The sequence below is a fragment of the Streptomyces sp. NPDC041129 genome, from assembly GCF_055592265.1.
Map to the genome: position 1 here is coordinate 459003 of NZ_JBVIYV010000003.1, position 21642 is coordinate 480644.

The following is a 21642-nucleotide window of genomic DNA, read 5'->3' on the forward strand; positions in this document are numbered from 1 at the left end:
CGGGACCGCCGGACCGGTGCCGGTACCGCCGGGGCGCCGGACCGCCGGCTCAGAGCCGGTACGGCTTCGAACGGCGGCGCAGGAACCAGACCGTGGCGGCCACGGCGGCCGTCACCAGGGTCGCGCCGATACCCAGGGTGAGCGGGCCGTAGTCACGGGAGGCGCCGCCGACGCCGCCCTTCACCCCGCGCGAGGGTGCGGGCGTGTACGTCGACGAGATCGTGGGGGCGCTGGACGCGCTCGGCGCGGAGACGATCACGGACTGGGTGCCGGCGGTCGTGCCGTTGGAGCACATCACGACCACCGTGTACGTACCCGGGCTCACCCCCGACCAGGCCGCGGACTGGCTGACGGTGGTGCCGGAAAGGGCGACCTGCCGCCCCTGGGAGAAGTTCCCCTGGCGGCTGCTGATGAGGGAGGCGTTGCCCCAGCTGCCGTTGCTCTGGGTGCACGCACTGGTGACGACCGAGACCGTGGAACCGGTGGTGCTCACCGATATTCCGGTCGCCGCGGCCGACGGCCCGGCGAGTGAGGCCGGAAGCGCGGCGGCGGCCGCCAGGGTCAGACCGGAGCGGAGGAGAAGTCGGGAGTTGCGCATTGGCTGGCCCTCCGGCGGCACGGTTGGCGGTACGTCCCATGCGCCGCCGAGGGTCGGGAAACGTCCGTGCTGCCTCAACGGCAGCAAACGCGGCGCCGGACCCGGCCGCACCCGGACCGCGACCAGTCGGGTGACCCGTACCCCGTCCGGCGTGCCCCGGCGCGCGCTCCGGGCCGCGGCCCCCTTCCGCCCGTCAGCCGCCCGCGTTCTCGCCGAGGGTCACCGTCCGTTCGGCCGAGAAGCCGCCCCAGGTGCCGTCCGGCAGCCGCGCCCCGAGCCGCACCCGGTGCGCCTCGCCCGCCTCGCGCCCGGCGAAGAAGCTGTAGCGGGCCCGGCCACGCGGTGGATCCCCGCCCCACACCAGCGAGGTGGCCGTGGCGCCGTCGAGCTGGATCCGGTACTCGGTGACCACCCCGTCCACGGCCGGCGGATCCCAGGACAGGTCGATGTAGTACGCCCCGTCGGACCGGTGGCTGGAGGCGGTGAAGGCGGCCGGCGCGGTGTCCCGGCCGTCGTCGGTGCCCGGCGTGGTGACGCGGACCGGCGCGCTCGCGGGGGAGAGGTTGTCGGCCGCGTCCCGGGCCCGCACGGTGAAGATGTAGTGGGTGCCCGGGCGCAGCCCGGTGACCACGGTCGCGCGCTGCCCGCCGCCGACGCTGTGGATCTTCGCGCCGCCCTGCTGTATCTCGTACGACACCACGCCCCGGTCGTCCCGGGAGGCGGACCAGGACAACTGGACCGCGCGGCTGCCCACCGCCCGTCCGGCGGGCCCGTCCGGGCGGGTCGGCGCCGAGCGGTCGGCCGCCACCGCGGCCGGCGTCCGCGCCCGCACCGCCCGGCTCGGAGGCCCGAGGCGGCCGCCCGAGTCCCGGGCCCGCACGGTGAAGGCATACATGGTGGACGGCCTGAGCCTGGTGACGTCCACCATGTGCTGTGAGCCCGGCACTTCGCTGACCTTCGTATGGCCGCGATATACCTCGTAAACGCGGACCGCGGCGCCCCCCGCCACCGCGTTCCACATCACGTGCACGCTCGTGGCGCTGCCGGCCGCGGCGGTGACCCCCGTCGGAGCGCCAGGCGCCCGGCCGCCGTCGCCCTCGGCCGCCCCGCCCCAGCCGCAGGAGGCGACCAGTACGAGGACGGCGGGGACCAGCAGGAGCGGAAGAGGAACGCGTCGCACGGCTCTGCCCCCCGGGGACGGCGTCGCGGCAAAGGTCCGGACCAATATGGGCCCCGTGGGCGTGGGCTGACAAGAGGGCCGAACCGGTGGCGGCCCAAGCCCCACGCCTTTTGGCTGCTCATCAGACGAACGCGTCAACGTGCTGCTCCATCCGGACCCAAAGGAGTGTCGCACTCGCCGATTGATGCGGTTTTGGGCATGGTGTCCGGAATGTTCCCGAGGAGAGGGTCCCTCAGAGTGCGTGTCCAGACGCTGACGCTGGCCGCGGCCGGTGCCGCCCTGCTCGCCCCCACGACGCCGCCCGCGGTGGCCGTCCCGACCCGGGAGAGACCACCGGCCGCGCACGGCGAGGGCGCCGTGACCGCCGCCGACCTGCTGGGCCGGGTGCGCTCCTGCGACCGGGTCTCCCGGGGCGGATACCGCACCGACGACGCCTCGTCCGCGAAGGTGTCCGTGTGCGGCACCCGCGGAGCGGTGTTCTGGAAGGCCGATCTCGACATCGACTGCGACGGACGGCCCACCGCCCGCTGCAACCGCCGCACCGATCCGCTGTTCTCGGCCGCCACCGCCTACCAGCAGTCCGACGGCCGCCATCTCAATGCCGCGTCCCTGCCCTACATCGTGCTGCCGATCCCGAGCCGCATCTGGGACCACCGCGACTACGGCATCCGGGGCGGCTCCGTGGCGGCCGTGATCTACCGGGACCGGGTCCAGTACGCGGTCGTCGGCGACGCGGGCCCGCGCGACATGATCGGCGAGGCCTCGTACGCCACCGCCCGCGGCCTGGGCATCCTCCCCGACCCGATCCGCGGCGGCGCCGCCTCCGGCGTCACGTACATCGTCTTCAAGGACTCCCGCATCACCCCGATCGAGAGCCACCGGGCCGCGGTGGAGGCCGGCGAGCGGCTGGCCCGCCGCTTCGTCGCGCCCCACTGAGCGCGGCCCCGCCGCGCCCTGGAGCAGGGTTCCGTCCGCCGGCGGTTACCAGGGTGATCGTCCCGTGGCCCGCCGCCGGACCCGGATCTCACTCCTTCCGGTAGCTGTACGCCTCGGCCGCCGCCGCCTCGACCGCGTCCAGGTCGGCGCCCGTGGCCGCCGTGACCACCGCGGCGACCGCGCCCTCGACGAACGGGGCGTCCACCAGGCGCGCGCCGTCCGGGAGTTCGTCGCCCTCGGCGAGCAGCGCCTTCACGGTGAGCACCGCGCTGCCGAGGTCCATGAGTACGGCGACACCCGCGCCCCGGTCCACCGCGGCGGCCGCGGCCGAGATCAGCTCGGCGCTGGTGCCGAGCCCGCCGCCCTCGGTGCCGCCCGCCGGGGCGACCGGCACCGCCGTGGCCCCGCCCGCCAGACCCTTCGCCAGCTCGGCGACGGAGGCCGCGACCTCCGCGCTGTGCGACACCAGCACGATCCCCACCAGCTTCTCGTCACTCACCGCGGGCCTCCTCACCGGCCGCTTCCTCGAGCCCGGCGATCAGCAGGGCCGAGGACGTGGCGCCCGGGTCCTGGTGGCCGATGCTGCGCTCGCCGAGGTAACTGGCCCGGCCCTTGCGGGCCTGCAGCGGGGTGGTGGCCACCGCGCCCTCCTCGGCGGCCGCGCGCGCCGCGGCGAACCCGTCGCCGAGCGCGTCCACCGCCGGGACCAGCGCGTCGATCATGGTCTTGTCGCCGGGGGTCGCCTTGCCGAGCGCCATCACCCCGTCCACGCCCGCCCGGAGCGCCTCGGCCAGCTGCTCCTCGCTCACCTCGGCCGCGTCCCCGAGCGCCTTGCCGGTCCGGCGCAGCAGAGTGCCGTAGAGCGGTCCCGACGCCCCGCCGACCGTCGAGATCAGCAGCCGCCCGGCCAGGGTCAGCACGGCGCCGGGAGTGTCCGGCGTCTCCTTCTCCAGAGCGGTCATGACCGCGGTGAACCCTCGGTGCATGTTGCTGCCGTGGTCGGCGTCGCCGATGGCCGAGTCGAGGGCGGTGAGCCGGTCCGCCTCCCGGTCGACCGACGCGGCGGTCACGGTCATCCAACGGCGGAAGAAATCGGCGTCGAGCACTGGATCTCCTTGCATGGTAGGGGGGTTGGCCGCTTTGTCCGCCTCGTCACATCCCCCAGCGCAGCCCGGGGGTCTTCACCGGCGCGTCCCACAGCCGCAGCAGTTCCTCGTCGACCTGGCACAGGGTGACCGAGGCGCCCGCCATGTCGAGGGAGGTGACGTAGTTGCCGACGAGGGTGCGGGCCACGGTCACGCCCCGTTCGGTCAGCACCCGCTGCACCTCGGCGTTGAAGCCGTACAGCTCCAGCAGCGGAGTGGCGCCCATGCCGTTGACCAGGACCAGCACGGGGTTGTGCGGGGGCATGTCCTCCAGGATGGCGTGCACCGCGAAGTCGGCGATCTCCCCGGAGGTCATCATCGCCCGTCGCTCCCGGCCCGGCTCGCCGTGGATGCCGATGCCCAACTCCAGTTCGCCGTCCGGCAGATCGAAGGTGGGGCTGCCCTTGGAAGGGGTCGTACAGGCGCTGAGCGCCACTCCGAAGCTGCGCGCGTTCTCGTTCACCTGGCGCCCGATGGCCTCCACCCGCTCCAGGGGCTGCCCCTCGGCCGCGGCCGCGCCCGCGATCTTCTCCACGAACAGGGTGGCGCCGGTGCCGCGCCGCCCGGCCGTGTACAGGCTGTCCGTCACCGCCACGTCATCGTTGACCAGCACCTTCGCGACCTGGATGCCCTCGTCCTCGGCGAGCTCCGCGGCCATGTCGAAGTTGAGCACGTCACCGGTGTAGTTCTTCACGATGAACAGCACGCCGGCCCCGCTGTCGACGGCCGCCGCGGCGCGCGCCATCTGGTCGGGCACCGGCGAGGTGAACACCTCTCCCGGGCAGGCCGCCGAGAGCATGCCCGGACCGACGAAGCCGCCGTGCAGCGGCTCGTGCCCCGACCCGCCACCCGAGACGAGTGCGACCTGGCCGGCCACGGGGGCGTCCCGGCGCACGACCACCCGGTTCTCCACGTCCACGGTCAGCTCCGGATGAGCGGCAGCCATACCCCGCAGCGCATCCGCCACGACGGTCTCGGGGACGTTGATCAGCATCCTCATGGGTGCCTCCTGGCAAGCCTGGCGGGGGGCTGTCGGCCCGGTACCCGCTGGTCGTTTAGGGCGATGTGAGAGGGCTGGAGACCTTGCTACTGGAAGTATCGGCCCTTCTGCGCGGAAGGTCACGTGCGCGCACTCGCGTGCGGCGGCGCCCCTCCCGGTGGCGGCGGGGCCCGCCGCGGCGGGCGCTTCGGGACGGCCGCACGGGGAACTCGGCCTTGCGCAAGAGCCCGGAATAGGGGGCACGCCGGCCGGCGGCCGGTGCGAGGAGGTGCCGTTTCCGTGGACGACTGGGAGACCCCCGAGGACGTACGTCTCTCGCCGCGCGAGCGGCTCGCACTGCTGCAGATCGAGGCGAACCTCCGGCAGGACCGCCGGTTCGCCCACCGCATGCAGGCCGGCGCCCACCGGAGCACCCGGAGCCGGCAGGGCGTGTGGCTCCCGCTCTCCGTCCTGCTGCTGCTCACGGCGTCCGCGTTCGCGGCCGTCACGGGGGTGCGCACCTCCGCACCCGCTCCGCTGTGGTGCTTCGCCCTGCTGGGGCCGCTCACCCTGCTCCAGTCCTTCCGGCTGCTGTGCCGCGTCACCCGCCGGGCGCGGCCCGGCCGGCGGCTCACCCGGTGGCTCTGAGCATCCGCGGAGGGCCCGGGGCCCGTTACCGGGATCCACCGGAACGGCGCGGCTCCCGGAGCCCGCCGCACGGCAGACCTTGCGGCGCCGCCGCACGGCAGACCTCCCGGTGCCCGCGCTGCCCCTGGGGGACGGCGGGCACCGGGAGGTCCCGACCTGGTCGGCTGCCGTGCGGTTCTTCAGCTCTCCTTGCCCCGCCCCGACATCGCGTCCCGCAGCCGGTCCACCATGCCGGCGCCGGGCGCCAGCAGCTTGTTGGCCGGGGGCTTGTCCGGGGCCATCGGGTGCGGGCGGGTCGGCGCGGTCTTCTTCGCCTTGCGCACCTTCTCGCCGAGCTCGTCCAGCGCCTCCGGTGTACAGGCAGCCTGAAGCCGCGGGAAGAGGTTCTGCTCCTCGTCGGCCAGATGCGAGCGGATCTCGCTCATCAGCCGGGTCATGAGCGGGTCGAACCGCGCGTCGTCCGCGTCGAGGCCCTCCAGGTCCTTCATGATCTGCTCGGCCTGGGCGTGGTCCTCGAGCTCCTTGTCGGCGAGGGCGTCCCCGCCCTCGATGTGCTTGCGCACCGCCGGGTAGAGATAGGCCTCCTCGGCCACCGAGTGACGGACCAGTTCGATGGTGGCCTGGTCGGCCAGTGTCTTTCGTTCCCCGGAACCGGGGGGCAACGCCTCGATCCGGCCGAAGATCTCCTCGACCTCCCGGTGATCGGTCGTCAGTTCCTGGATGACGTTCCCGCCGTGACCCATGTCGCTACCTCCTCGGATACGCGGGGGAACCGTGCGCGGCCCGCCGCTCGTCGCCGCGCCGAGTGCCCCGCCCCGGACCCGCTACACGGCCGGCTCCCGCCGCTCAGCCCTTCGAGTGGCGCCGTGCCGCCGTCCGGCCCGCCCCGGACAGCGCCCAGGCCCACCAGTGGTCCAGGATGCGCGCGGACAGCGCACCCGCCTCGATCACCGCCGGCCACCCCAGCGCCTGTGCCTGGGCGCTCACCTTCTCGCCGCCCGCCACCGGGTCCACGGCGATCGCCGGGGTGCCGGTGCGCAGGGCGAGCACCAGGCCGTGCAGCCGGGTGGTGACCACCAGGTCGAGCCGGGAGACAGGGCCAGGAACTGCTCGGCCGTGGCGCACAGCCGCCAGTCGTCCCCGGCCAGCCGGGTGTCGGCCGGCAACCGCACGCAGTCCTTGGCGGCGAGCCGGCCGGTGAGACGCTCGTTCACACGCTCGTGCCTGCGGCGCCCGCCGTACTCGCCCTGGCCGTGTCTGAGCACCAGCCCGGCCACCGGCGGCAGCGGGCCCACCGGAGCCGTGGCGGCCAGGTCACGCCGGGCGGGCGCCGGGGTGCCGTGCCGGGGCACGATCTCGGGGAACCGGTGACCGCCGGATCCGCCGGGTCGATCGCGCTGACGTCGGCCGCCAGCCGTCGGCAGTGTGCGAACCCACGACGCAGGGCGACGACTTGCGGGCCGTGTACCGGGCCGCAGACGAAGAGGAGCGTGTCGTACGCGCGCGGGTCCGCCGTCTCCAGGGACAGCGCGCCGGCTGGAAGCCGGGGCTCCTCCACGCGGTATCGTGCCGGACGCCGGCCCGGTCCAGCGCCGCCGACGCCAGGACGTCACCGGCCGTCGCCTCGCCGTCCAGGGAACTGAACCAGCCGGTGACAAGCAGCCGCCGGGGCGGATGCCCGGGCCGCCGCAGCAGGCGCAGCAGGGCGTCGGGGCCCTCGTCGTCCATGGGCGTCTCCCCGGGCGGGCGATCATCCTGAGTCGCGAGTGCCCGTCATTCCGGACATCATGGATTTAAGGTGTGAAGCCAACTGGTACGGGAACACCGATGCCAGTGCCGTCCAGCCAGCGGCGGCCGACGAGGGCGGTCCTCCGGATCAGCGGGGACCGGGCCCCTTCCGTCTTCCATCACAGTCCCGCTCGACGAGCCGGCGACGAGGCCGGCCGGGCCGCACACACACGCGCCGAACGCCTGCTTCCACGCGGCGTTCCGGGCGCCCCGGCGAGCCGGCGACGCGGATGACGTGGACTAAGGACGAGCCCATGACTGGTGAGACCCTCGCGGTGCCCTGGCGCCGTGCCGTCGTGACCGGCGGCGCCGGCTTCCTCGGTTCCCATCTGTGCGAACGGCTGCTGGATTCGGGAGCCGAAGTCGACTGCGCCGACAACCTGGTCTGCGGCCGGCGGGCGAACGTCGCCCACCTGGAGGGCCGGCCCGGGTTCCGCTACGTGCGCTGCGACGTCAGCGCCCCCGACTGCCCCCGGCTGCTGCCGGGTCCGTACGACCTGGTCCTGCACTTCGCCTGTCCGGCGTCGCCCGCCGACTACCTCCGGCTGCCGCTGGAGACCCTGGACGCGGGCAGCCTCGGCACCCGCAACGCCCTGACGATCGCCGAGCGTGACGGCGCCCGCTTCCTGCTCGCCTCCACGTCCGAGGTGTACGGTGACCCGCTCGTGCATCCCCAGCACGAGGGCTACTGGGGCAACGTCAACCCGGTCGGCCCGCGCAGCGTGTACGACGAGTCCAAACGGTTCGCCGAGGCGCTCGTCACCGCGCACGCCGGCACCGTCGGCGCCGACGCCGGGATCGTCCGGCTGTTCAACACGTACGGACCGCGCATGCGCGCACACGACGGACGCGCCGTGCCCACCTTCATCAGCCAGGCCCTGGCCGGCGAACCGCTCACGGTGACCGGCGACGGCAGCCAGACCCGCTCGCTGTGCTACGTCGACGACACCGTCGACGGGGTGCTGCGGGTGGCGGCCAGCCGGTCGGTGCGGCCCGTCAACATCGGCGGCGCCGACGAGATCACCATGGGCGACCTCGCCCGCCGCGTGGTGGCGCTGACCGGCTCCCGCTCGCCGATCGCGTTCGTCGACCGGCCCGTCGACGACCCCGGCCGGCGCCGCCCCGACACCGCGCTCGCCCGCGAGCTGCTCGGCTGGGCCCCGCAGGTGCCCTGGGAGGAGGGCCTGAAGCAGACGATCGCCTACTTCACCGCCCTGTCCCCGGAGGAGCGCACCCTGCCTCCGCGGGAGCCCGTCCGGTCCCCGGACGGACGGACACCATCTCCGGACGAGGAGCCGGCCGCACGGACCTGACCACTCGACCGCCCCGCCCGCCGCCCAGGAGACAGCGCATGCACGTCCTTGGTATCAACGCACTCTTCCACGACCCCGCCGCCGCCCTCATGACGGACGGCAAGGTCGTGGCGGCGGCGGAGGAGGAACGGTTCTCCCGTCGCAAGCACGGCAAGCGGCCCGTCCCCTTCTCCGCCTGGGAACTGCCCGAACTCTCGGCCCGCTGGTGCCTCGAACAGGCCGGCCTGACCCCGTCCGACCTGGACGCCGTCGCCTACTCCTACGACCCCTCGCTGGCCCGCCCGGCCGAGCGGATGGGCCTGCACGACCCCTGGGACCACCTGCGCCAGGAGTACGCGCGCCGGGCTCCCTCTTTCCTCGCCGAGGCACTGCCGGGTCTGGACCCGGCCAAGGTCCGCTTCGTCCCGCACCACATCGCGCACGCGGCCTCCGCCGGACCCCTTTCGCCCTACCCGGACTGCGCCGTCCTCGTCCTGGACGGCCGCGGCGAGTGCGGCTCCCACCTGGCCGGCCGGTACACCAACCGCGAGCTGACCGTCCTCGGCACCCAGGAACTGCCAGACTCCCTGGGCCTGTTCTACGAGGACCTCACCCATCACCTCGGATTCCTGCGCAGCAGCGACGAGTTCAAGGTGATGGCACTGGCCTCCTACGGCACCCCGCGCTTCGCCGGCCGGCTGCGCGAGTACGTCGGGGCCGACGACCGGGGCGGCTTCCGGGCCCGCCCGGTGCCCTGGGCCTTGCTCGTCCCGCCGCGCGAGGCGGGTGGAGCCTGGAGCCAGGACCACGCCGACCTCGCGGCCAGCGCACAGCTCTGCCTGGAGGAGACCGTGCTCGCCCTGGCCCGCCGGCTGCGCGAGCGCACCGGCGAGGACGCCCTCGCCATGGCCGGCGGCGTCGCTCTCAACTGCGTCGCCAACACCCGGATCTGGCGGGAGAGCGGCTTCCGCCACGTGTGGGTGCAGCCCGCCGCCGGGGACGCCGGCACTGCCCTCGGCGCGGCCGCCCACGTGGCCGGCGAGAAGGACACCGTGGAGCCGATGCCGACCGCCGCCCTCGGCCGCGGCTGGAGCGACACCGAACTACGCGACTGGCTCGAGCGGGCGGCGGTGCCCTACGAGGAGCCCGCCGACATCGCCGAGACGACCGCCGGGACGCTCGCCGCCGACGGCATCGTCGCCTGGTTCCAGGGCCGCAGCGAGTACGGGCCGCGCGCCCTCGGCCACCGCTCACTGCTCGCGCACCCCGGGCACGCCGCCAACCTGGAACGGCTCAACGCCGTCAAGGGACGCGAGGAGTTCCGGCCGGTCGCGCCCATCGTCCTCGCCGAGCGCGCGGCGGAACTGTTCGACGGCCCGCTGCCCAGCCCGCACATGCTCTTCGTGCACGACGTTGCGGAAGCCTGGAAGGACCGCGTCCCGGCCGTGGTGCACGTCGACGGCACCGCCCGCATCCAGACCGTGGACCGCGCGCTGGAGCCGCTGATGGCCCGCGTGATCGACGGGTTCGAGCGGCGCACCGGCCTGCCCGTCGTGGTCAACACCAGCCTCAACACCGCCGGCCGGCCCATGGTGGACGACCCCCGGGACGCCCTGGAGTGCTTCGGCTCCGCCCCCGTCGACCTGCTGGTCCTCGGCCCGTTCGCCGTCCGCCGCGGAAAGGCCTTCGCATGAGCGCCGCTCCCGCCTACACCGTCGTCGTACCGACGATCGGCCGTCCCTGCCTCGCCGAGTGCCTGCGCGCGCTGGCCGCGGCCCAGGGCCACCCGCCGCACGAGGTGATCGTCGTCGACGACCGGCCCGCCACCGACCCCGACACCGGCCTGCCGCTGGAGGCCGCGGGCCAGCTCCTCGACCGGGTGAGGGCCCTGCACACCGGCGGAAAGGGCCCGGCCGCCGCCCGCAACGCCGGGTGGCGGACCGTCCGTACGCCCTGGACCGTCTTCCTCGACGACGACGTCCAGGTGCTGCCGGACTGGTCCCGCAGACTCGCCGACGACCTGAGGGCGGCAGGCGAGCACGTCGGCGGCATCCAGGGACGGCTGCGTGTCCCCCTGCCCCTGCACCGCCGGCCCACCGACTGGGAGCGCACCACCAAGGGCCTGGAGAACGCCGCCTGGGCCACCGCCGACATGGCGTACCGCACCGCCGCGCTCATCCAGGTCGGCGGCTTCGACGAGCGCTTCCCGCGGGCCTTCCGGGAGGACGCCGACCTCGCCCTGCGCATGGAGCGGGCCGGCTGGACCCTGCACCGCGGCACCCGCCTCACCCGGCACCCGGTCCGCCCGTCCCAGTGGTGGGCCTCGCTGCCCGCGCAGCGCGGCAACGCCGACGACGCCCTGATGAGCCGGCTGCACGGCCGAGACTGGTGGGCCCGCGCCCAGGCCCCCCGGGGACGGCTGCCGGGGCATGTCGCGGTGACCGGCGCCGCGCTCGCCTCCGCCGTCTGCGCGCTCACCGGCCGCCGCCGTACCGCCGCGCTCTGCGCGGCGCTGTGGACGCTCGGCACGGCCGAGTTCGCCCTCGCCCGGATCCGGCCCGGCCCCCGCACCGCCCGCGAGATCGCCGGGATGCTGGGCACCAGCGTGCTCATACCGCCGCTCGCGGTACGGCACTGGCTGCGCGGAGCCGTCCGTCACCGGGGTGCCGTACCTCTGGGAGGCGCCGCGTGAGCACGGACCGGCCGCCCCTCCGCGCCGTCCTGTTCGACCGCGACGGCACCCTGCTCGCGGACGTCCCGTACAACGGCGACCCCGACCGCGTCCGCCCGCTGCCCGGTGCCGTCGAGGCCGTGGCACTGGCCCGCCGTGCGGGGCTCGCCACCGCCGTGGTCAGCAACCAGTCGGGCATCGGCCGCGGACTGCTCACCCCCGGCCAGGTCCACGCCGTCAACGAGCGGGCGGACAGGCTCCTCGGCGGTGTCGGGACCTGGGTCTTCTGCCCGCACACCCCGGACGACGGCTGCGCCTGCCGCAAGCCCCGCCCGGGTCTCGTCCTCATGGCCGCCGCCCGCCTGGGTGTCCGCCCCGACCGGTGCCTGGTGATCGGCGACATCGCCGCGGACCTGCTGGCCGCCCGGGCGGCGGGCGCCCGGGGCGTCCTCGTCCCCAACGCGGCCACCGCGCCCGCCGAGGTGCGGCGCTTCGCCGCCCAGAGCGCCCCCGACGTCCTCACAGCGGTGCGCACGGCACTGGGCACCCGGGCACGCGAACAGGGTGTCCACGGCGGGAGGCGGTCCCCGTGAAGGCGCTCGTCGTCCGGCTCGACAGCTTCGGTGACGTGCTGCTCGCCGGACCCGCCGTCCGTGCCGTCGCCGCGCACCGCTCGCACGTCGCCATGCTGTGCGGCCCGCGCGGCGCCGAGGCCGCCCGGCTGCTGCCCGGCGTCGACGAGGTGCTGGTGTGGGAGGCGCCCTGGGAGGGCTTCGACCCGCCTCCGGTCGACGCCGCCGACGTGCACGCGCTGGCCGGGCGGCTGCGCGCCGCCGCCTTCGACTCCGCCCTGATCCTCACCTCCTTCCACCAGAGCCCCCTGCCGGCCGCGCTCGTGCTGCGCCTCGCGGGGATCGGGCACATCGGCGCCGACAGCGTCGACCACGCCGGCCGGCTGCTGGACGTCCGCCACCGGCGGCTGCCGGGCCGGCACGAGATCGAGGCGGCCCTGGACACCGCCGCCGCGATGGGCTTCCCGCTCCCGCCCGGCGACGACGGCCGCCCGCGGGTGCTGCCGCCGCCCGACACCGCCGCCCTGACCGGTCACGGCCCCTACGTGGTGCTGCACCCCGGCGCCACCGCCCCCGCCCGTGCCTGGAGCCCCCACCGGTGCGAGGAGGCGGTCGCGCTGCTGGCCGACGCCGGGCACCGCGTGGTCGTCACCGGCGGGCCGGACGAGACCGCGCTCACCCGCCGGGCGAGCGCGGACCTGGCCGTGGACCTCGGTGGCCGCACCACCCCACGCACCCTCGCCGGCGTGCTGCGCGCAGCCGACGTCGTGGTGAGCGCCAACACCGGCCCGGCCCACCTGGCGGCAGCGGTCGGCACCCCCGTCGTGTCGCTGTTCGCGCCCGTCGTCCCGGCCGGCCGCTGGGCGCCCTACGGCGTCCCCGTCATCCTTCTCGGCGACCAGTCGGCGCCGTGCGCGGACACCAGGGCCCTCGTCTGCCCGGTGCCCGGCCACCCCTGCCTGGACGAGGTCACCGGACAGGACGTGGTGCGCGCGGTGCACAAGCTCATCCAGGAGCGGCAGTCATGAACATCCTCGTCTGGCACGTGCACGGATCCTGGCTCACGGCCTTCGTGCGTGGCCCCCACACCTACCTGCTCCCGGTCACCGAGGACCGCGGACCCGACGGCCTGGGCCGCGCGGTGACATGGGACTGGCCCGCGACGGTGCTCGAACGGACCACCGGACAATTGCGCGACACCGACATCGACCTGATGGTGCTGCAGCGTCCGCACGAGCTCGGCCTCGCCCGGCGCTGGACCGGCCGTGTGCCGGGCGTGGACGTGCCCGCCGTGTACGTCGAGCACAACAGCCCGGACGTGTCCCCGGAACGGCAACTCCATCCGCTCGCCGGGCAGACGGAGATCCCCGTCGTCCATGTCACCCACTTCAACCGGCTGATGTGGGACAGCGGCAGGGCACCGGCCGAGGTCGTGGAGCACGGCATCGTCGACCCCGGCCACCGCTGGACCGGCACCGAGCGCCGCGCCGCCGTCGTGGTCAACGAGCCGGTGCGCAGGGGCCGCACCACCGGAACGGATTTGCTGCCCCGGTTCGCCCGCTCGGCGCCCCTGGACGTCTTCGGGATGCGCACCGAGGGCCTCGCCGGACACCTCGGCCTGTCCGCCGAGCGCTGCCGCGCCCGGGACCTGCCCCAGCACGAACTGCACCGCGCGATGGCCCGCTGCCGGCTGTACCTGCACCCGGTGCGCTGGACCTCGCTCGGCCTGTCCCTGCTGGAGGCGATGTTCCTGGGCATGCCGGTGGTGGCCCTGGACACCACCGAGGTCCGCGAGGCGGTCCCCCCGGGCGCAGGCGTGGTCTCCAACCGGCTCGACGTCCTCGAGGACGCCGTACGGACGTTCCTCGCCGAACCGGACCACGCCCGCCGCACGGGGCAGGCGGCCCGCGCCGCGGCCCTGGCCCGCTACGGAGAGCGACGCTTCCTCGACGACTGGGAGCGCCTGATCAAGGAGGTCACCCGATGAGCCGCATTCTGCCCCCGGCCGGGCGCGTCGCCATGGTCTCCGAGCACGCCAGCCCGTTGGCCGCGCTCGGCGGACCGGACGCCGGCGGCCAGAACGTGTACGTGGCGCAGGTGGCCCGGCAACTGGCCCGCAAGGGGTACCGGGTCACGGTGTACACCCGGCGGGACTCCACCGGCCTGCCGGACCGGATGACCCTCATCGACGGGGTCCAGGTGGTGCATGTGCCCGCCGGGCCGCCCGCACCCGTACCCAAGGACGAACTGCTGCCCCATATGGCCGCGTTCGGCGCATTCCTGGCCCGGCAGTGGGCCGCCGACCCACCCGACGTGGTGCACGCCCACTTCTGGATGTCGGGCCTCGCCGCCCTGACCGGAACCCGGGGCCTGGGTATCCCGGTCGTGCAGACCTACCACGCCCTCGGCACCGTCAAGAAGCGCTACCAGGGCGCCGACGACACCAGCCCGCCCGAGCGCGTCGCGATCGAGGAGGCCGTCGGCCACGAGTGCGCGCGGATCATCGCCACCTGCTCCGACGAGGTGGCCGAACTGCGGTCCATGGGCCTGCCGGAGGACCGCGTCACGGTCGTCCCCTGCGGGGTCGACCCCGACCAGTTCGCGCCGTCCGGCCGCCCCGGGATGCTGCCCGGCGTCCGCAGGCGGCTGCTCGCCGTCGGTCGGCTCGTGCCCCGCAAGGGCTTCGACCGCACCATCCGCGCCCTCGCCGGGATACCCGACGCCGAACTCCTCGTCGCCGGCGGCCCCGAGGCGGAGCTGCTGGGCACCGAGCCGGAGGCCCGGCGGCTGCACGCCATCGCCGGCGAGTACGGCGTCACCGACCGGGTGACCCTGCTCGGCGGGGTCGGCCGGACCCGGATGCCGCGCCTGATGGCGGGCGCCGACCTCGTGCTGTCCCTGCCTCGCTACGAGCCCTTCGGCATCGTCCCGCTCGAGGCCATGGCCTGCGCCACCCCGGTCGTCGCCACCGCCGTGGGCGGCCAGCTCGACACGGTCGTGGACGGCACCACTGGCGTCCACGTCCCGGCCGACGACGACCACCACCACCTCGGCGAAGTCGTCCGCGAACTCCTCGACGACCCCGACCGGCTCGCCCGCCTCGGCGCCGCCGGCCGCGAACGGGTGCTGGCCCACTACACCTGGGACCGCGTGGCCGACGGCGTGGCCGGGGTGTACGACGCCGTGTCCTCGACGCCCTCGCTCTCGGAAGTCGTCCGATGAAGGGAGCCGCCCGATGAAGACCGTCACCGACACCGCGCACTGCGACGACCTGATGAGAGCCCTGGAGACGTTCCGCGACCAGGGCGCCCTCATCGAACGCTGGGGCGCCGAACTCGCTCGGCGGCTGGGCTCAGGAGGCCGGCTGCTGGTCGCCGGCAACGGCGGCAGCGCCGCCCAGGCGCAGCACCTCACCGCCGAACTCGTGGGCCGCTACCGGGACGACCGGGCGCCGTTCTCCGCGCTCGCCCTGCACGCCGACACCTCCTCCACCACCGCGATCGCCAACGACTACGGCGTCCAGGAGGTGTTCGCCCGCCAGACCGCCGCACACGGCCGCCCCGGCGACGTGCTGATGCTGCTGTCCACCAGCGGTGCCAGCGCCAACCTGCTGGCCGCGGCCGACCGCGCCCACCGGCTCGGCATGACCGTCTGGGCGCTGACCGGCCGGGCCCCCAACCCCCTGCACCTGGCCGCCGACGACGCGCTGTGCGTTTACGCGCCGGTGGCCGCCACCGTGCAGGAACTGCACCTGGTCGCCGTGCACATGCTCTGCGAGTCGTTCGACCGGGCCGTCGAACGGGGCGAGGCGGGCGGAGGCACGGCGGACGGTCGAGGTGACGGCCGGCCCGGTGTCGACGGCCGATCGGACAGCCAAGCGCGGGGCCGGATGGACGGCGCCCGGCCGGACGGCCACGGCCGCACCGCGGGCACCCGGGCGCGGCGCGGGGAAGGAGACGCATGAACACCCCCCGTACCCCCCTGGTCGTCGTCGGGGACGCGCTGCTCGACCACGACCTGTGCGGCCGGGCCGAGCGGCTGGCCCCCGACGCGCCCGTGCCGGTGGTGCACGGCACCCGGCGCAGCTCCCGTCCGGGCGGCGCCGCCCTCGCCGCCTGCCTGGCCGCCTCCGACGGCCGCCCGGTCACCCTCGTCACCGCCCTCGGCGACGACGCGACCAGCGGCATTTTGCGGGACCTGCTGGCCGGCCGCGTCGACCTGGTCGAGGTGCCGCTGGACGGCGAACTCGGCAGCAAGACCCGCGTACTCGCCGGAGACCGGCCACTGCTCCGCCTCGACGACGGCGAGGGACGCGCCCGCGAGGCGAGCCGGGCCGCCCTGGCCGCGGTCCGCGCGGCGGACGCCGTCCTGGTCGCCGACTACGGCCGGGGCACCGCCGACGTCCTCCGGGAGGCGCTGGCCGCCGCCGCCGCGCGGGCGCCCGTGGTGTGGGACCCGCATGTGCGGGGCGGCCCGCCGGTCCCCGGCGTACGGCTGGCCACCCCCTCCGCGCAGGAGGCCCGCCTCCTCGCCCGGCGGCCGGCCGGGGACCCGGGCACCGCGCCCGGCGACGGAGGTGTACTGCGCACGGCCGCCCAGGACGCCGGCGCGCTCGCCCGGGCCTGGCGCGCGCACGCCGTCGCGGTCACCCTGGGCGAACGCGGCGCGCTGCTCTCGTACGGCGAGACCCCCCTGCTGGTGCCGGCCCCGGTTACCGCGGCGGGCGACCCCTGCGGGGCCGGGGACCGGTTCGCGGCGGCCGCCGCCGGGCTGCTCGCCGACGGCGCCTTCACCGAGGCGGCCGTCCAGGGTGCCGTGCACGCCGCCACCCGGTACGTCGCCGAGGGCGGCGCCCGCGCCGTCGCCGTGTCCGAGGCGCCCGACACCCCACCGGAGCGGCCGGCCGGCGAGGACTGCGCTGCCGCCGCCCGGCGCACCGCCGCCCGGGTACGGGCCGCGGGCGGCACCGTGGTCGCCGCGGGCGGCTGCTTCGACCTGCTGCACGCCGGCCATGTCGCCCTGCTGCAGGCCGCGCGCCGGGCCGGCGACTGCCTGATCGTCTGTGTCAACTCCGACGACTCGGTGCGCAGGCGCAAGGGCGGCGGCCGGCCCCTGGTCCCGGCGGCCGACCGGGTACGCGTGCTCAGCGCGCTGGAGTGCGTCGACGCGGTCGCCGTCTTCGCCGAGGACACACCGGAACGCGTCCTCGGCGAACTGCGCCCCCACATCTGGGCCAAGGGCGGCGACTACGCCCGCACCCGGCTGCCCGAGCAGCCGCTCGTCGAGAGCTGGGGAGGCCAGGTCCTCCTGCTGCCCTACCTCGACGGCCGCTCCACCACCGGCCTCGCCCGCCGCGCGGCCCTGGCACCCGCCCGTACCGGAGGACCCGTCCAGTGACCCGCTTCCCACACCCGCCACCCTCGGGGCCGGTCCGGTGACATCCGACTCGCGTCCCCCGACCGTACTGGTGCTGCGTGCCCTGGGACTCGGCGACCTGCTCGCCGGGGTGCCCGCGCTGCGCGCGGTCCGACGGGGCTTCCCGGGGCACCGGGTGGTCCTCGCCCTGCCGCCCGCGCTGACCGGCATCGCCCTGTCCACCGGGGCGGTCGACGAAGTCCTCCCGGCCGAGGCGCCGGGCCGGGCCGTGCCGTCCCTCGCGTACTGGCCGGGGCCGCCGCCGGACGTGGCGATCGACCTGCACGGCAACGGTCCCGAGAGCCGCGAGGCGCTGGCCGCCCTGAACCCGCGCCGGCTGCTCGCCCACGCCCTGCCGGACGGTCCGCCCTGGCAGCCGCACGTCCACGAACGGGACCGCTGGTGCGCCTTCCTGCGCGCCCACGGCATTCCGGCCGACCCCCTCGATCTGCGCCTGCCGGCCCCGTCCACGCCGTCACCGGCGCCCGGTGCGGTCGTGGTGCACCCCGGGGCCGCGTCGGGCTCGCGCCGCTGGCCGGGGGAGCGGTTCGCCGCCGTCGTACGGTGTCTGCGCGCGGCCGGACACCGGGTGGTGCTGACCGGCGGCCCCGGGGAGGACGCCCTCGTTCGGTCCGTCGCCGAGCGCGGCGGCCGGCCTGCGTCGGACGTGTTCAGCGGGGGCGTGCCCCTGGACGAGCTGTCGGCGCTGGTGGCCGGGGCGTCGCTGGTGCTCAGCGGTGACACCGGCATCGCCCACCTCGCGGTGGCCCACGGCACCCGGTCGGTCACCCTGTTCGGCCCCGTCTCCCCGAGACTGTGGGGACCACCGCCCGGCCACCGCCACCTGGCCCTGTGGAAGCCCGGCCCGCCCGGGGACCCGCACGGCCGCAACCCGGACGCCCGGCTGCTGCGCGTCCACACCAGCGAGGTCGCCGCTGCCTGCCTGCTGCAGCTCCGGGGCCGGCAGGTCCGCGCCGGAGCGTCCGGGACCCCCGGATGGGGGGTGGCGGCGCGTGTCCACTGACCGGTCCCCAGGACCCACCCGCCGGCCCGCCGCCGGACCGGACCGGAGGATCACGGTCGCCGTCATCACCCGCGACCGGCCCGGCAGTCTGCTGCGCACCCTCGACGCCCTGGCCGCGCTGCCCGAACGGCCGCCCGTGATCGTCGTCGACAACTCCCGCCACGACACCACCCGGGAGGCGGTGCACGGTCACCCGGCGGTCACCCGTCTGCTGCGGCCCGCCACCAACACCGGCGCCGTCGGCCGCAACCTGGCCGTCCGGCAAGCCAGCACCCCCTATGTCGCCTTCAGCGACGACGACTCCTGGTGGACCCCGGGCTCCCTGCGCCACGCGGCCGACCTGCTCGACGGGCACCCACGGCTCGGGCTGCTCGCAGCCCGCACCCTGGTCGGTGAGCGGGGCACCGAGGACCCGCTGAACGCCGTGCTCGCCGCCTCACCCCTGCCCAGCGAACCGGACCTGCCCGGCCGCCCGGTGCTCGGCTTCCTCGGCTGCGCCTGCGTCGTGCGCCGGGAGGCGTTCCTGGGCGCCGGCGGCTACCACCCGCTGCTCTTCTTCGGCGGGGAGGAGACGCTCCTCGCCTACGACCTCGCGGCCCGCGGCTGGGGCCTGGCCTACGAGCCCTCCCTGTGCGCCCGCCACCACCCCCAGACCGACGGCCGCGCCGGTCGCTCCAGCCTGGTCAGGCGCAACCATGTGCTCACCACCTGCCTGCGCCGGCCCTGGCCCCTCGCCCTGCGCGCCGGTGCCGACCTCACCCTGGCCGCAGTCACCGCCCGGCCCGGCGCCCGCCGCGCACTGCGCGAGACCCTCGTACGGCTGCCCGCCGCCGTCGCCGGGCGCCGGCCGCTGCCCCCGCACGTCGAACACGCCGCACGCCTGCTCGACCGGCAGCCCGCCGGAGGCGCCCGATGAGCCGGACACACCCGCAGGGGCACCCGGACGGCCGTACGACCGTGGTCCTGATCACCCACGACCGCCGCGACGAACTCCTGCGCACCCTCACCCGCCTCAGGCGGCTCCCCGAGCGGCCCGGGTGATCGTCACCGACAACGCCTCGGCAGACGGCACCGCCGAAGCCGTCGCCCGGCACTTCCCGGAGATGACCCTGCTGTGCCCCGGCCGCAACCTCGGGGCCGTCGGCCGCAACCTGGCGGTACGCCACGTCCGCACGCCTATGTCGCCTTCTGCGACGACGACTCCTGGTGGGAGCCGGGCAGCCTGCGCCGGGCCGTCGGCTGGAGGCCCGGGGACGGGGCGCCGGGCAGCACGGGAGCCCGCGACCCGGCCCCTCGGCGACACGCCCGGAGACACGTCGTTGCTTCGGGCACCGGGGGGCGGCACAGTGGTCCCCTCCCCGGTCAAGAAGCGGCTGGCCGAGCCCTCCCTCCCAGGAAGTGCCCCGCCCATGGAAAAAGGCCTGCTTCCCGCTGCCCCGCTGCTGCTCCGAGCCGTACGGGAGAGCCGCTCCGAGTCCTGCCGCGTCACTCTTCTCAAGGCGCGTGGCACGGTCGACGCGTCCAACGCCGCGGAGTTCTCCGAGGCCCTGGCGGAGCATCTGCGCCAGTCCGACCGGGCCGGCGAGCACCTCGTACTGGACATGACCGAGGTGTACCTGGCCAGTGCCGTCGCGGTGCGCTCGCTGGACCGGGCCACCGGCGGACTCGCCCTGACCGGCCGCTGCCTGCCGATCGTCCAGCCCCGGCCGCATGTGCGCGAGGCGCTGCGGCTCGCCGGTCTGCCGGGCGTCCGGGTGCACCCCACCACGGCGTCCGCCCTGGACTCCCTGCCGGCGGGCGAACCGGCGCGGCCCGGCGGCCTTCACTGACACGAATCGCCGACGGGGCCCCGCGCGGTGCGGTTGAGGGCCGGGCGGCGAGCGTGCAAGGTGGTGGTCCAAGGTCAGAAAGAGGCCTTTTGCGGATATTCGAGGCTTTGTGACGTCCTGGTGTGGTGATGCCGTGAAATCCTCCTCCGCCCGCCCGGGCGCACCGGCCCCTCTCGTCATCGAGTCGTCCGTGGTGGAGGGCCTGCCCGCCGAGGGCGCCCTGCTCCTGCGCATGTCCGGCAGTCTGAGCCCGGACGGCGCCGCGGTCTGGTCGGACGAGCTGCGCGGTCATCTGGAAGAGGCCGACCGCGCCGGACTGCGGCCGGTTCTCGACATGGCCCATGTCCAACTGGGCGGCGCCGCCGTCCTGCACGCGCTGAGCGAGACCACCCGGGTCCGCGCCGGCCGCCCCGATCTGATCATCATCCGGGCCCGCCCCGGTGTACGCGAGGCCGTGCATCTCGCCCGCCTCGACGGCGTGCTGCTGTACGCGACCCTCGACGAGGCGCTGCGGGAGCTGGCGCGGGCCACGGCCCCGGTGGAGGACCTGCCGGCCTGGCGCTCGCAGATGGCCGACCTGTGGCGTCCGTCTTACGAGGACCTGCACAAGGAGGTCCGGGCCCTGCGGGCCCGGGTGCGCACCGCCCCGGTGATCGGCATGGCGCAGGGCACGCTGATGGCCCGCTACGGCCTGCCCGACTCCGGCAGCGCCTTCCGGGTGCTGCGCGAGGCCTCGCAGCGGTTCAACGTGCCGCTGCGCGTCCTGGTGTCCGCCGTCGTGGTGGCCCGGCCCCCGGACGGCGAGGTCTGGTTCCCCGGCCGTCGCTCCCTGCCCGTGCCGCAGCTGCGGATCCTGGCCCGGGAAGGCCGGGACCCGCGCTGCCGGCGCCAGATGATCGACGCGGTGCTGCACGAAGCACTGGCCGTCGGCCGGGCCACCGCGGGGTACGTGCGGTTCGTGGACCCGGCGGTGAACGCACTGACGCTGGAGACGCACTACGGCTGTGACGAAAGGTTTCTGGACCACCTCGTCCGGGTCCTGGACGAGGGCATGGCCGACGCGATCGCCCGGATCAGGGGCCGCCGGGTGAGCGTGCCCGACGTGGCGGCGGAGCCGCTGCTGTCCGACGAGACGAGGCGCGCCCTGCTGGCCACGGACACCCGCGCCCTGCACAGCGTCCCCATCGTCTCCGCCGCCGGGTCCTGCACCGGGGTGATCACCCTGCACTGGCCCGAGACCGGTCACCTGCCGGCGGGCGCCCGGAGCGAGACCCTCGACGTGCTGGCCGCCGACACGGCGGCCTGGCTGAGCTGGTACCACCGCTCGGTGCTCCTGGACGCGCTGGAGCACCTGCACAGGCTCCTGACCCGCCGCGCGCCCTGAGGCCGAGGCGGCCCGGCGGCGCGGATCGCGGACCGCCGTCACGGGCCGCCGGGCCGCCTCGGCCGGAGTGGGCCGCGGCCACGATGTGCCTCACCCGTGGCCGCCGGTGTCACCTGATGCCTCCGGGACCGCTCACCGGCCGGACCGGAGTCCGTCGGTCCGGGACCTGTCGGGCCGGAAT

Annotated in this window: 22 protein-coding genes and 1 pseudogene; 16 read left to right on the forward strand and 7 right to left on the reverse strand. The window is 75.5% G+C overall.

Annotated features, from left to right (window positions below; translation table 11 throughout):
• Window positions 1–49 precede the first annotated feature (49 nt).
• Window positions 50–598 (reverse strand): hypothetical protein, encoded by a 549-nt coding sequence (locus ACZ6B1_RS14955; protein ID WP_468778334.1) that lies wholly within the window; start codon window positions 596–598, stop codon window positions 50–52.
• A gap of 193 nt (window positions 599–791) precedes the next feature.
• Window positions 792–1778, reverse strand: coding sequence for a fibronectin type III domain-containing protein (locus ACZ6B1_RS14960; RefSeq protein ID WP_468778336.1), 987 nt, complete (start codon window positions 1776–1778; stop codon window positions 792–794).
• Window positions 1779–2015: 237 nt separating this feature from the next.
• Here ACZ6B1_RS14960 and ACZ6B1_RS14965 point away from each other — a divergent pair, with 237 nt between their 5' ends.
• Complete coding sequence (locus tag ACZ6B1_RS14965) at window positions 2016–2714, forward strand: glycoside hydrolase family 75 protein (protein WP_468778337.1); 699 nt, start codon at window positions 2016–2018, stop codon at window positions 2712–2714.
• A gap of 88 nt (window positions 2715–2802) precedes the next feature.
• Here ACZ6B1_RS14965 and ACZ6B1_RS14970 read toward each other — a convergent pair whose 3' ends face one another.
• The 3 genes from ACZ6B1_RS14970 to dhaK are packed head-to-tail and all read right to left on the reverse strand — an operon-like array spanning window position 2803 to window position 4859.
• On the reverse strand, window positions 2803–3213 hold the full coding sequence (locus tag ACZ6B1_RS14970) for a PTS-dependent dihydroxyacetone kinase phosphotransferase subunit DhaM (protein WP_468778340.1): 411 nt from the start codon (window positions 3211–3213) through the stop codon (window positions 2803–2805).
• A complete protein-coding gene (gene dhaL, locus ACZ6B1_RS14975) occupies window positions 3206–3820 on the reverse strand; it encodes a dihydroxyacetone kinase subunit DhaL (protein WP_468778342.1) in 615 nt (204 codons plus the stop codon). Before dhaL ends, ACZ6B1_RS14970 begins: the two co-directional genes overlap by 8 nt.
• Window positions 3821–3866: 46 nt before the next feature.
• Complete coding sequence (gene dhaK / locus ACZ6B1_RS14980) at window positions 3867–4859, reverse strand: dihydroxyacetone kinase subunit DhaK (RefSeq protein WP_351660900.1); 993 nt, start codon at window positions 4857–4859, stop codon at window positions 3867–3869.
• 279 nt (window positions 4860–5138) lie between these two features.
• On the opposite strand from dhaK, the gene ACZ6B1_RS14985 reads away from it, so the two are divergent.
• Window positions 5139–5486, forward strand: coding sequence for a DUF3040 domain-containing protein (locus tag ACZ6B1_RS14985; RefSeq protein WP_468778345.1), 348 nt, complete (start codon window positions 5139–5141; stop codon window positions 5484–5486).
• A 179-nt stretch (window positions 5487–5665) separates the two neighbouring features.
• Here the strand turns inward: ACZ6B1_RS14985 and ACZ6B1_RS14990 are convergent, their stop codons facing one another.
• Together ACZ6B1_RS14990 and ACZ6B1_RS14995 are read right to left on the reverse strand one after the other, a co-directional pair.
• Window positions 5666–6229: a hemerythrin domain-containing protein gene (locus tag ACZ6B1_RS14990; protein WP_468778347.1), complete on the reverse strand. Its 564-nt coding sequence runs from the start codon at window positions 6227–6229 to the stop codon at window positions 5666–5668.
• Between the two features lie 103 nt (window positions 6230–6332).
• Window positions 6333–6611: a polysaccharide pyruvyl transferase family protein gene (locus tag ACZ6B1_RS14995; RefSeq protein WP_468778349.1), complete on the reverse strand. Its 279-nt coding sequence runs from the start codon at window positions 6609–6611 to the stop codon at window positions 6333–6335.
• A gap of 917 nt (window positions 6612–7528) precedes the next feature.
• Between ACZ6B1_RS14995 and ACZ6B1_RS15000 the strand changes: the two genes are divergently transcribed.
• The 14 genes and pseudogenes from ACZ6B1_RS15000 to ACZ6B1_RS15065 all read left to right on the forward strand — a co-directional run bounded on the left by ACZ6B1_RS15000 (window position 7529) and on the right by ACZ6B1_RS15065 (window position 21461).
• On the forward strand, window positions 7529–8587 hold the full coding sequence (locus tag ACZ6B1_RS15000; RefSeq protein ID WP_468778351.1) for an NAD-dependent epimerase/dehydratase family protein: 1059 nt from the start codon (window positions 7529–7531) through the stop codon (window positions 8585–8587).
• 38 nt (window positions 8588–8625) lie between these two features.
• Window positions 8626–10260, forward strand: a complete 1635-nt coding sequence (locus tag ACZ6B1_RS15005; protein ID WP_468778354.1) for a carbamoyltransferase family protein — start codon at window positions 8626–8628, stop codon at window positions 10258–10260.
• Window positions 10257–11258, forward strand: a complete 1002-nt coding sequence (locus tag ACZ6B1_RS15010; protein WP_468778356.1) for a glycosyltransferase family 2 protein — start codon at window positions 10257–10259, stop codon at window positions 11256–11258. The genes ACZ6B1_RS15005 and ACZ6B1_RS15010 overlap by 4 nt, the downstream gene beginning before the upstream one ends.
• Window positions 11255–11830 (forward strand): D-glycero-alpha-D-manno-heptose-1,7-bisphosphate 7-phosphatase, encoded by a 576-nt coding sequence (locus ACZ6B1_RS15015; protein ID WP_468778358.1) that lies wholly within the window; start codon window positions 11255–11257, stop codon window positions 11828–11830. Before ACZ6B1_RS15010 ends, ACZ6B1_RS15015 begins: the two co-directional genes overlap by 4 nt.
• Window positions 11827–12837 (forward strand): glycosyltransferase family 9 protein, encoded by a 1011-nt coding sequence (locus ACZ6B1_RS15020; RefSeq protein ID WP_468778360.1) that lies wholly within the window; start codon window positions 11827–11829, stop codon window positions 12835–12837. The genes ACZ6B1_RS15015 and ACZ6B1_RS15020 overlap by 4 nt, the downstream gene beginning before the upstream one ends.
• Window positions 12834–13796, forward strand: a complete 963-nt coding sequence (locus ACZ6B1_RS15025; protein WP_468778363.1) for a glycosyltransferase — start codon at window positions 12834–12836, stop codon at window positions 13794–13796. Before ACZ6B1_RS15020 ends, ACZ6B1_RS15025 begins: the two co-directional genes overlap by 4 nt.
• Window positions 13793–15031 carry a glycosyltransferase gene (locus tag ACZ6B1_RS15030; RefSeq protein ID WP_468778365.1) on the forward strand — a complete coding sequence of 413 codons (1239 nt, stop codon included), beginning with the start codon at window positions 13793–13795 and terminating at the stop codon, window positions 15029–15031. The genes ACZ6B1_RS15025 and ACZ6B1_RS15030 overlap by 4 nt, the downstream gene beginning before the upstream one ends.
• A 13-nt stretch (window positions 15032–15044) precedes the next feature.
• Window positions 15045–15773, forward strand: a complete 729-nt coding sequence (locus ACZ6B1_RS15035; RefSeq protein WP_468778368.1) for a D-sedoheptulose-7-phosphate isomerase — start codon at window positions 15045–15047, stop codon at window positions 15771–15773.
• Window positions 15770–17206, forward strand: a complete 1437-nt coding sequence (locus tag ACZ6B1_RS15040) for a PfkB family carbohydrate kinase (RefSeq protein WP_468778371.1) — start codon at window positions 15770–15772, stop codon at window positions 17204–17206. Before ACZ6B1_RS15035 ends, ACZ6B1_RS15040 begins: the two co-directional genes overlap by 4 nt.
• A 37-nt stretch (window positions 17207–17243) precedes the next feature.
• A complete protein-coding gene (locus ACZ6B1_RS15045; protein WP_468778374.1) occupies window positions 17244–18248 on the forward strand; it encodes a glycosyltransferase family 9 protein in 1005 nt (334 codons plus the stop codon).
• Window positions 18238–19164 (forward strand): glycosyltransferase family 2 protein, encoded by a 927-nt coding sequence (locus tag ACZ6B1_RS15050; protein ID WP_468778376.1) that lies wholly within the window; start codon window positions 18238–18240, stop codon window positions 19162–19164. The genes ACZ6B1_RS15045 and ACZ6B1_RS15050 overlap by 11 nt, the downstream gene beginning before the upstream one ends.
• Window positions 19161–19482 (forward strand): annotated as a pseudogene (locus ACZ6B1_RS15055) (glycosyltransferase family 2 protein); the annotation flags it as partial. The gene ACZ6B1_RS15050 and the pseudogene ACZ6B1_RS15055, both read left to right, overlap by 4 nt.
• 175 nt (window positions 19483–19657) lie before the next feature.
• The gene (locus tag ACZ6B1_RS15060; RefSeq protein WP_468778378.1) at window positions 19658–20077 is read left to right on the forward strand and encodes an STAS domain-containing protein; all 420 of its coding nucleotides are present in this window, start codon (window positions 19658–19660) and stop codon (window positions 20075–20077) included.
• Between the two features lie 133 nt (window positions 20078–20210).
• On the forward strand, window positions 20211–21461 hold the full coding sequence (locus tag ACZ6B1_RS15065) for an ANTAR domain-containing protein (RefSeq protein WP_468778381.1): 1251 nt from the start codon (window positions 20211–20213) through the stop codon (window positions 21459–21461).
• The last annotated feature ends 181 nt before the right edge of the window (window positions 21462–21642 follow it).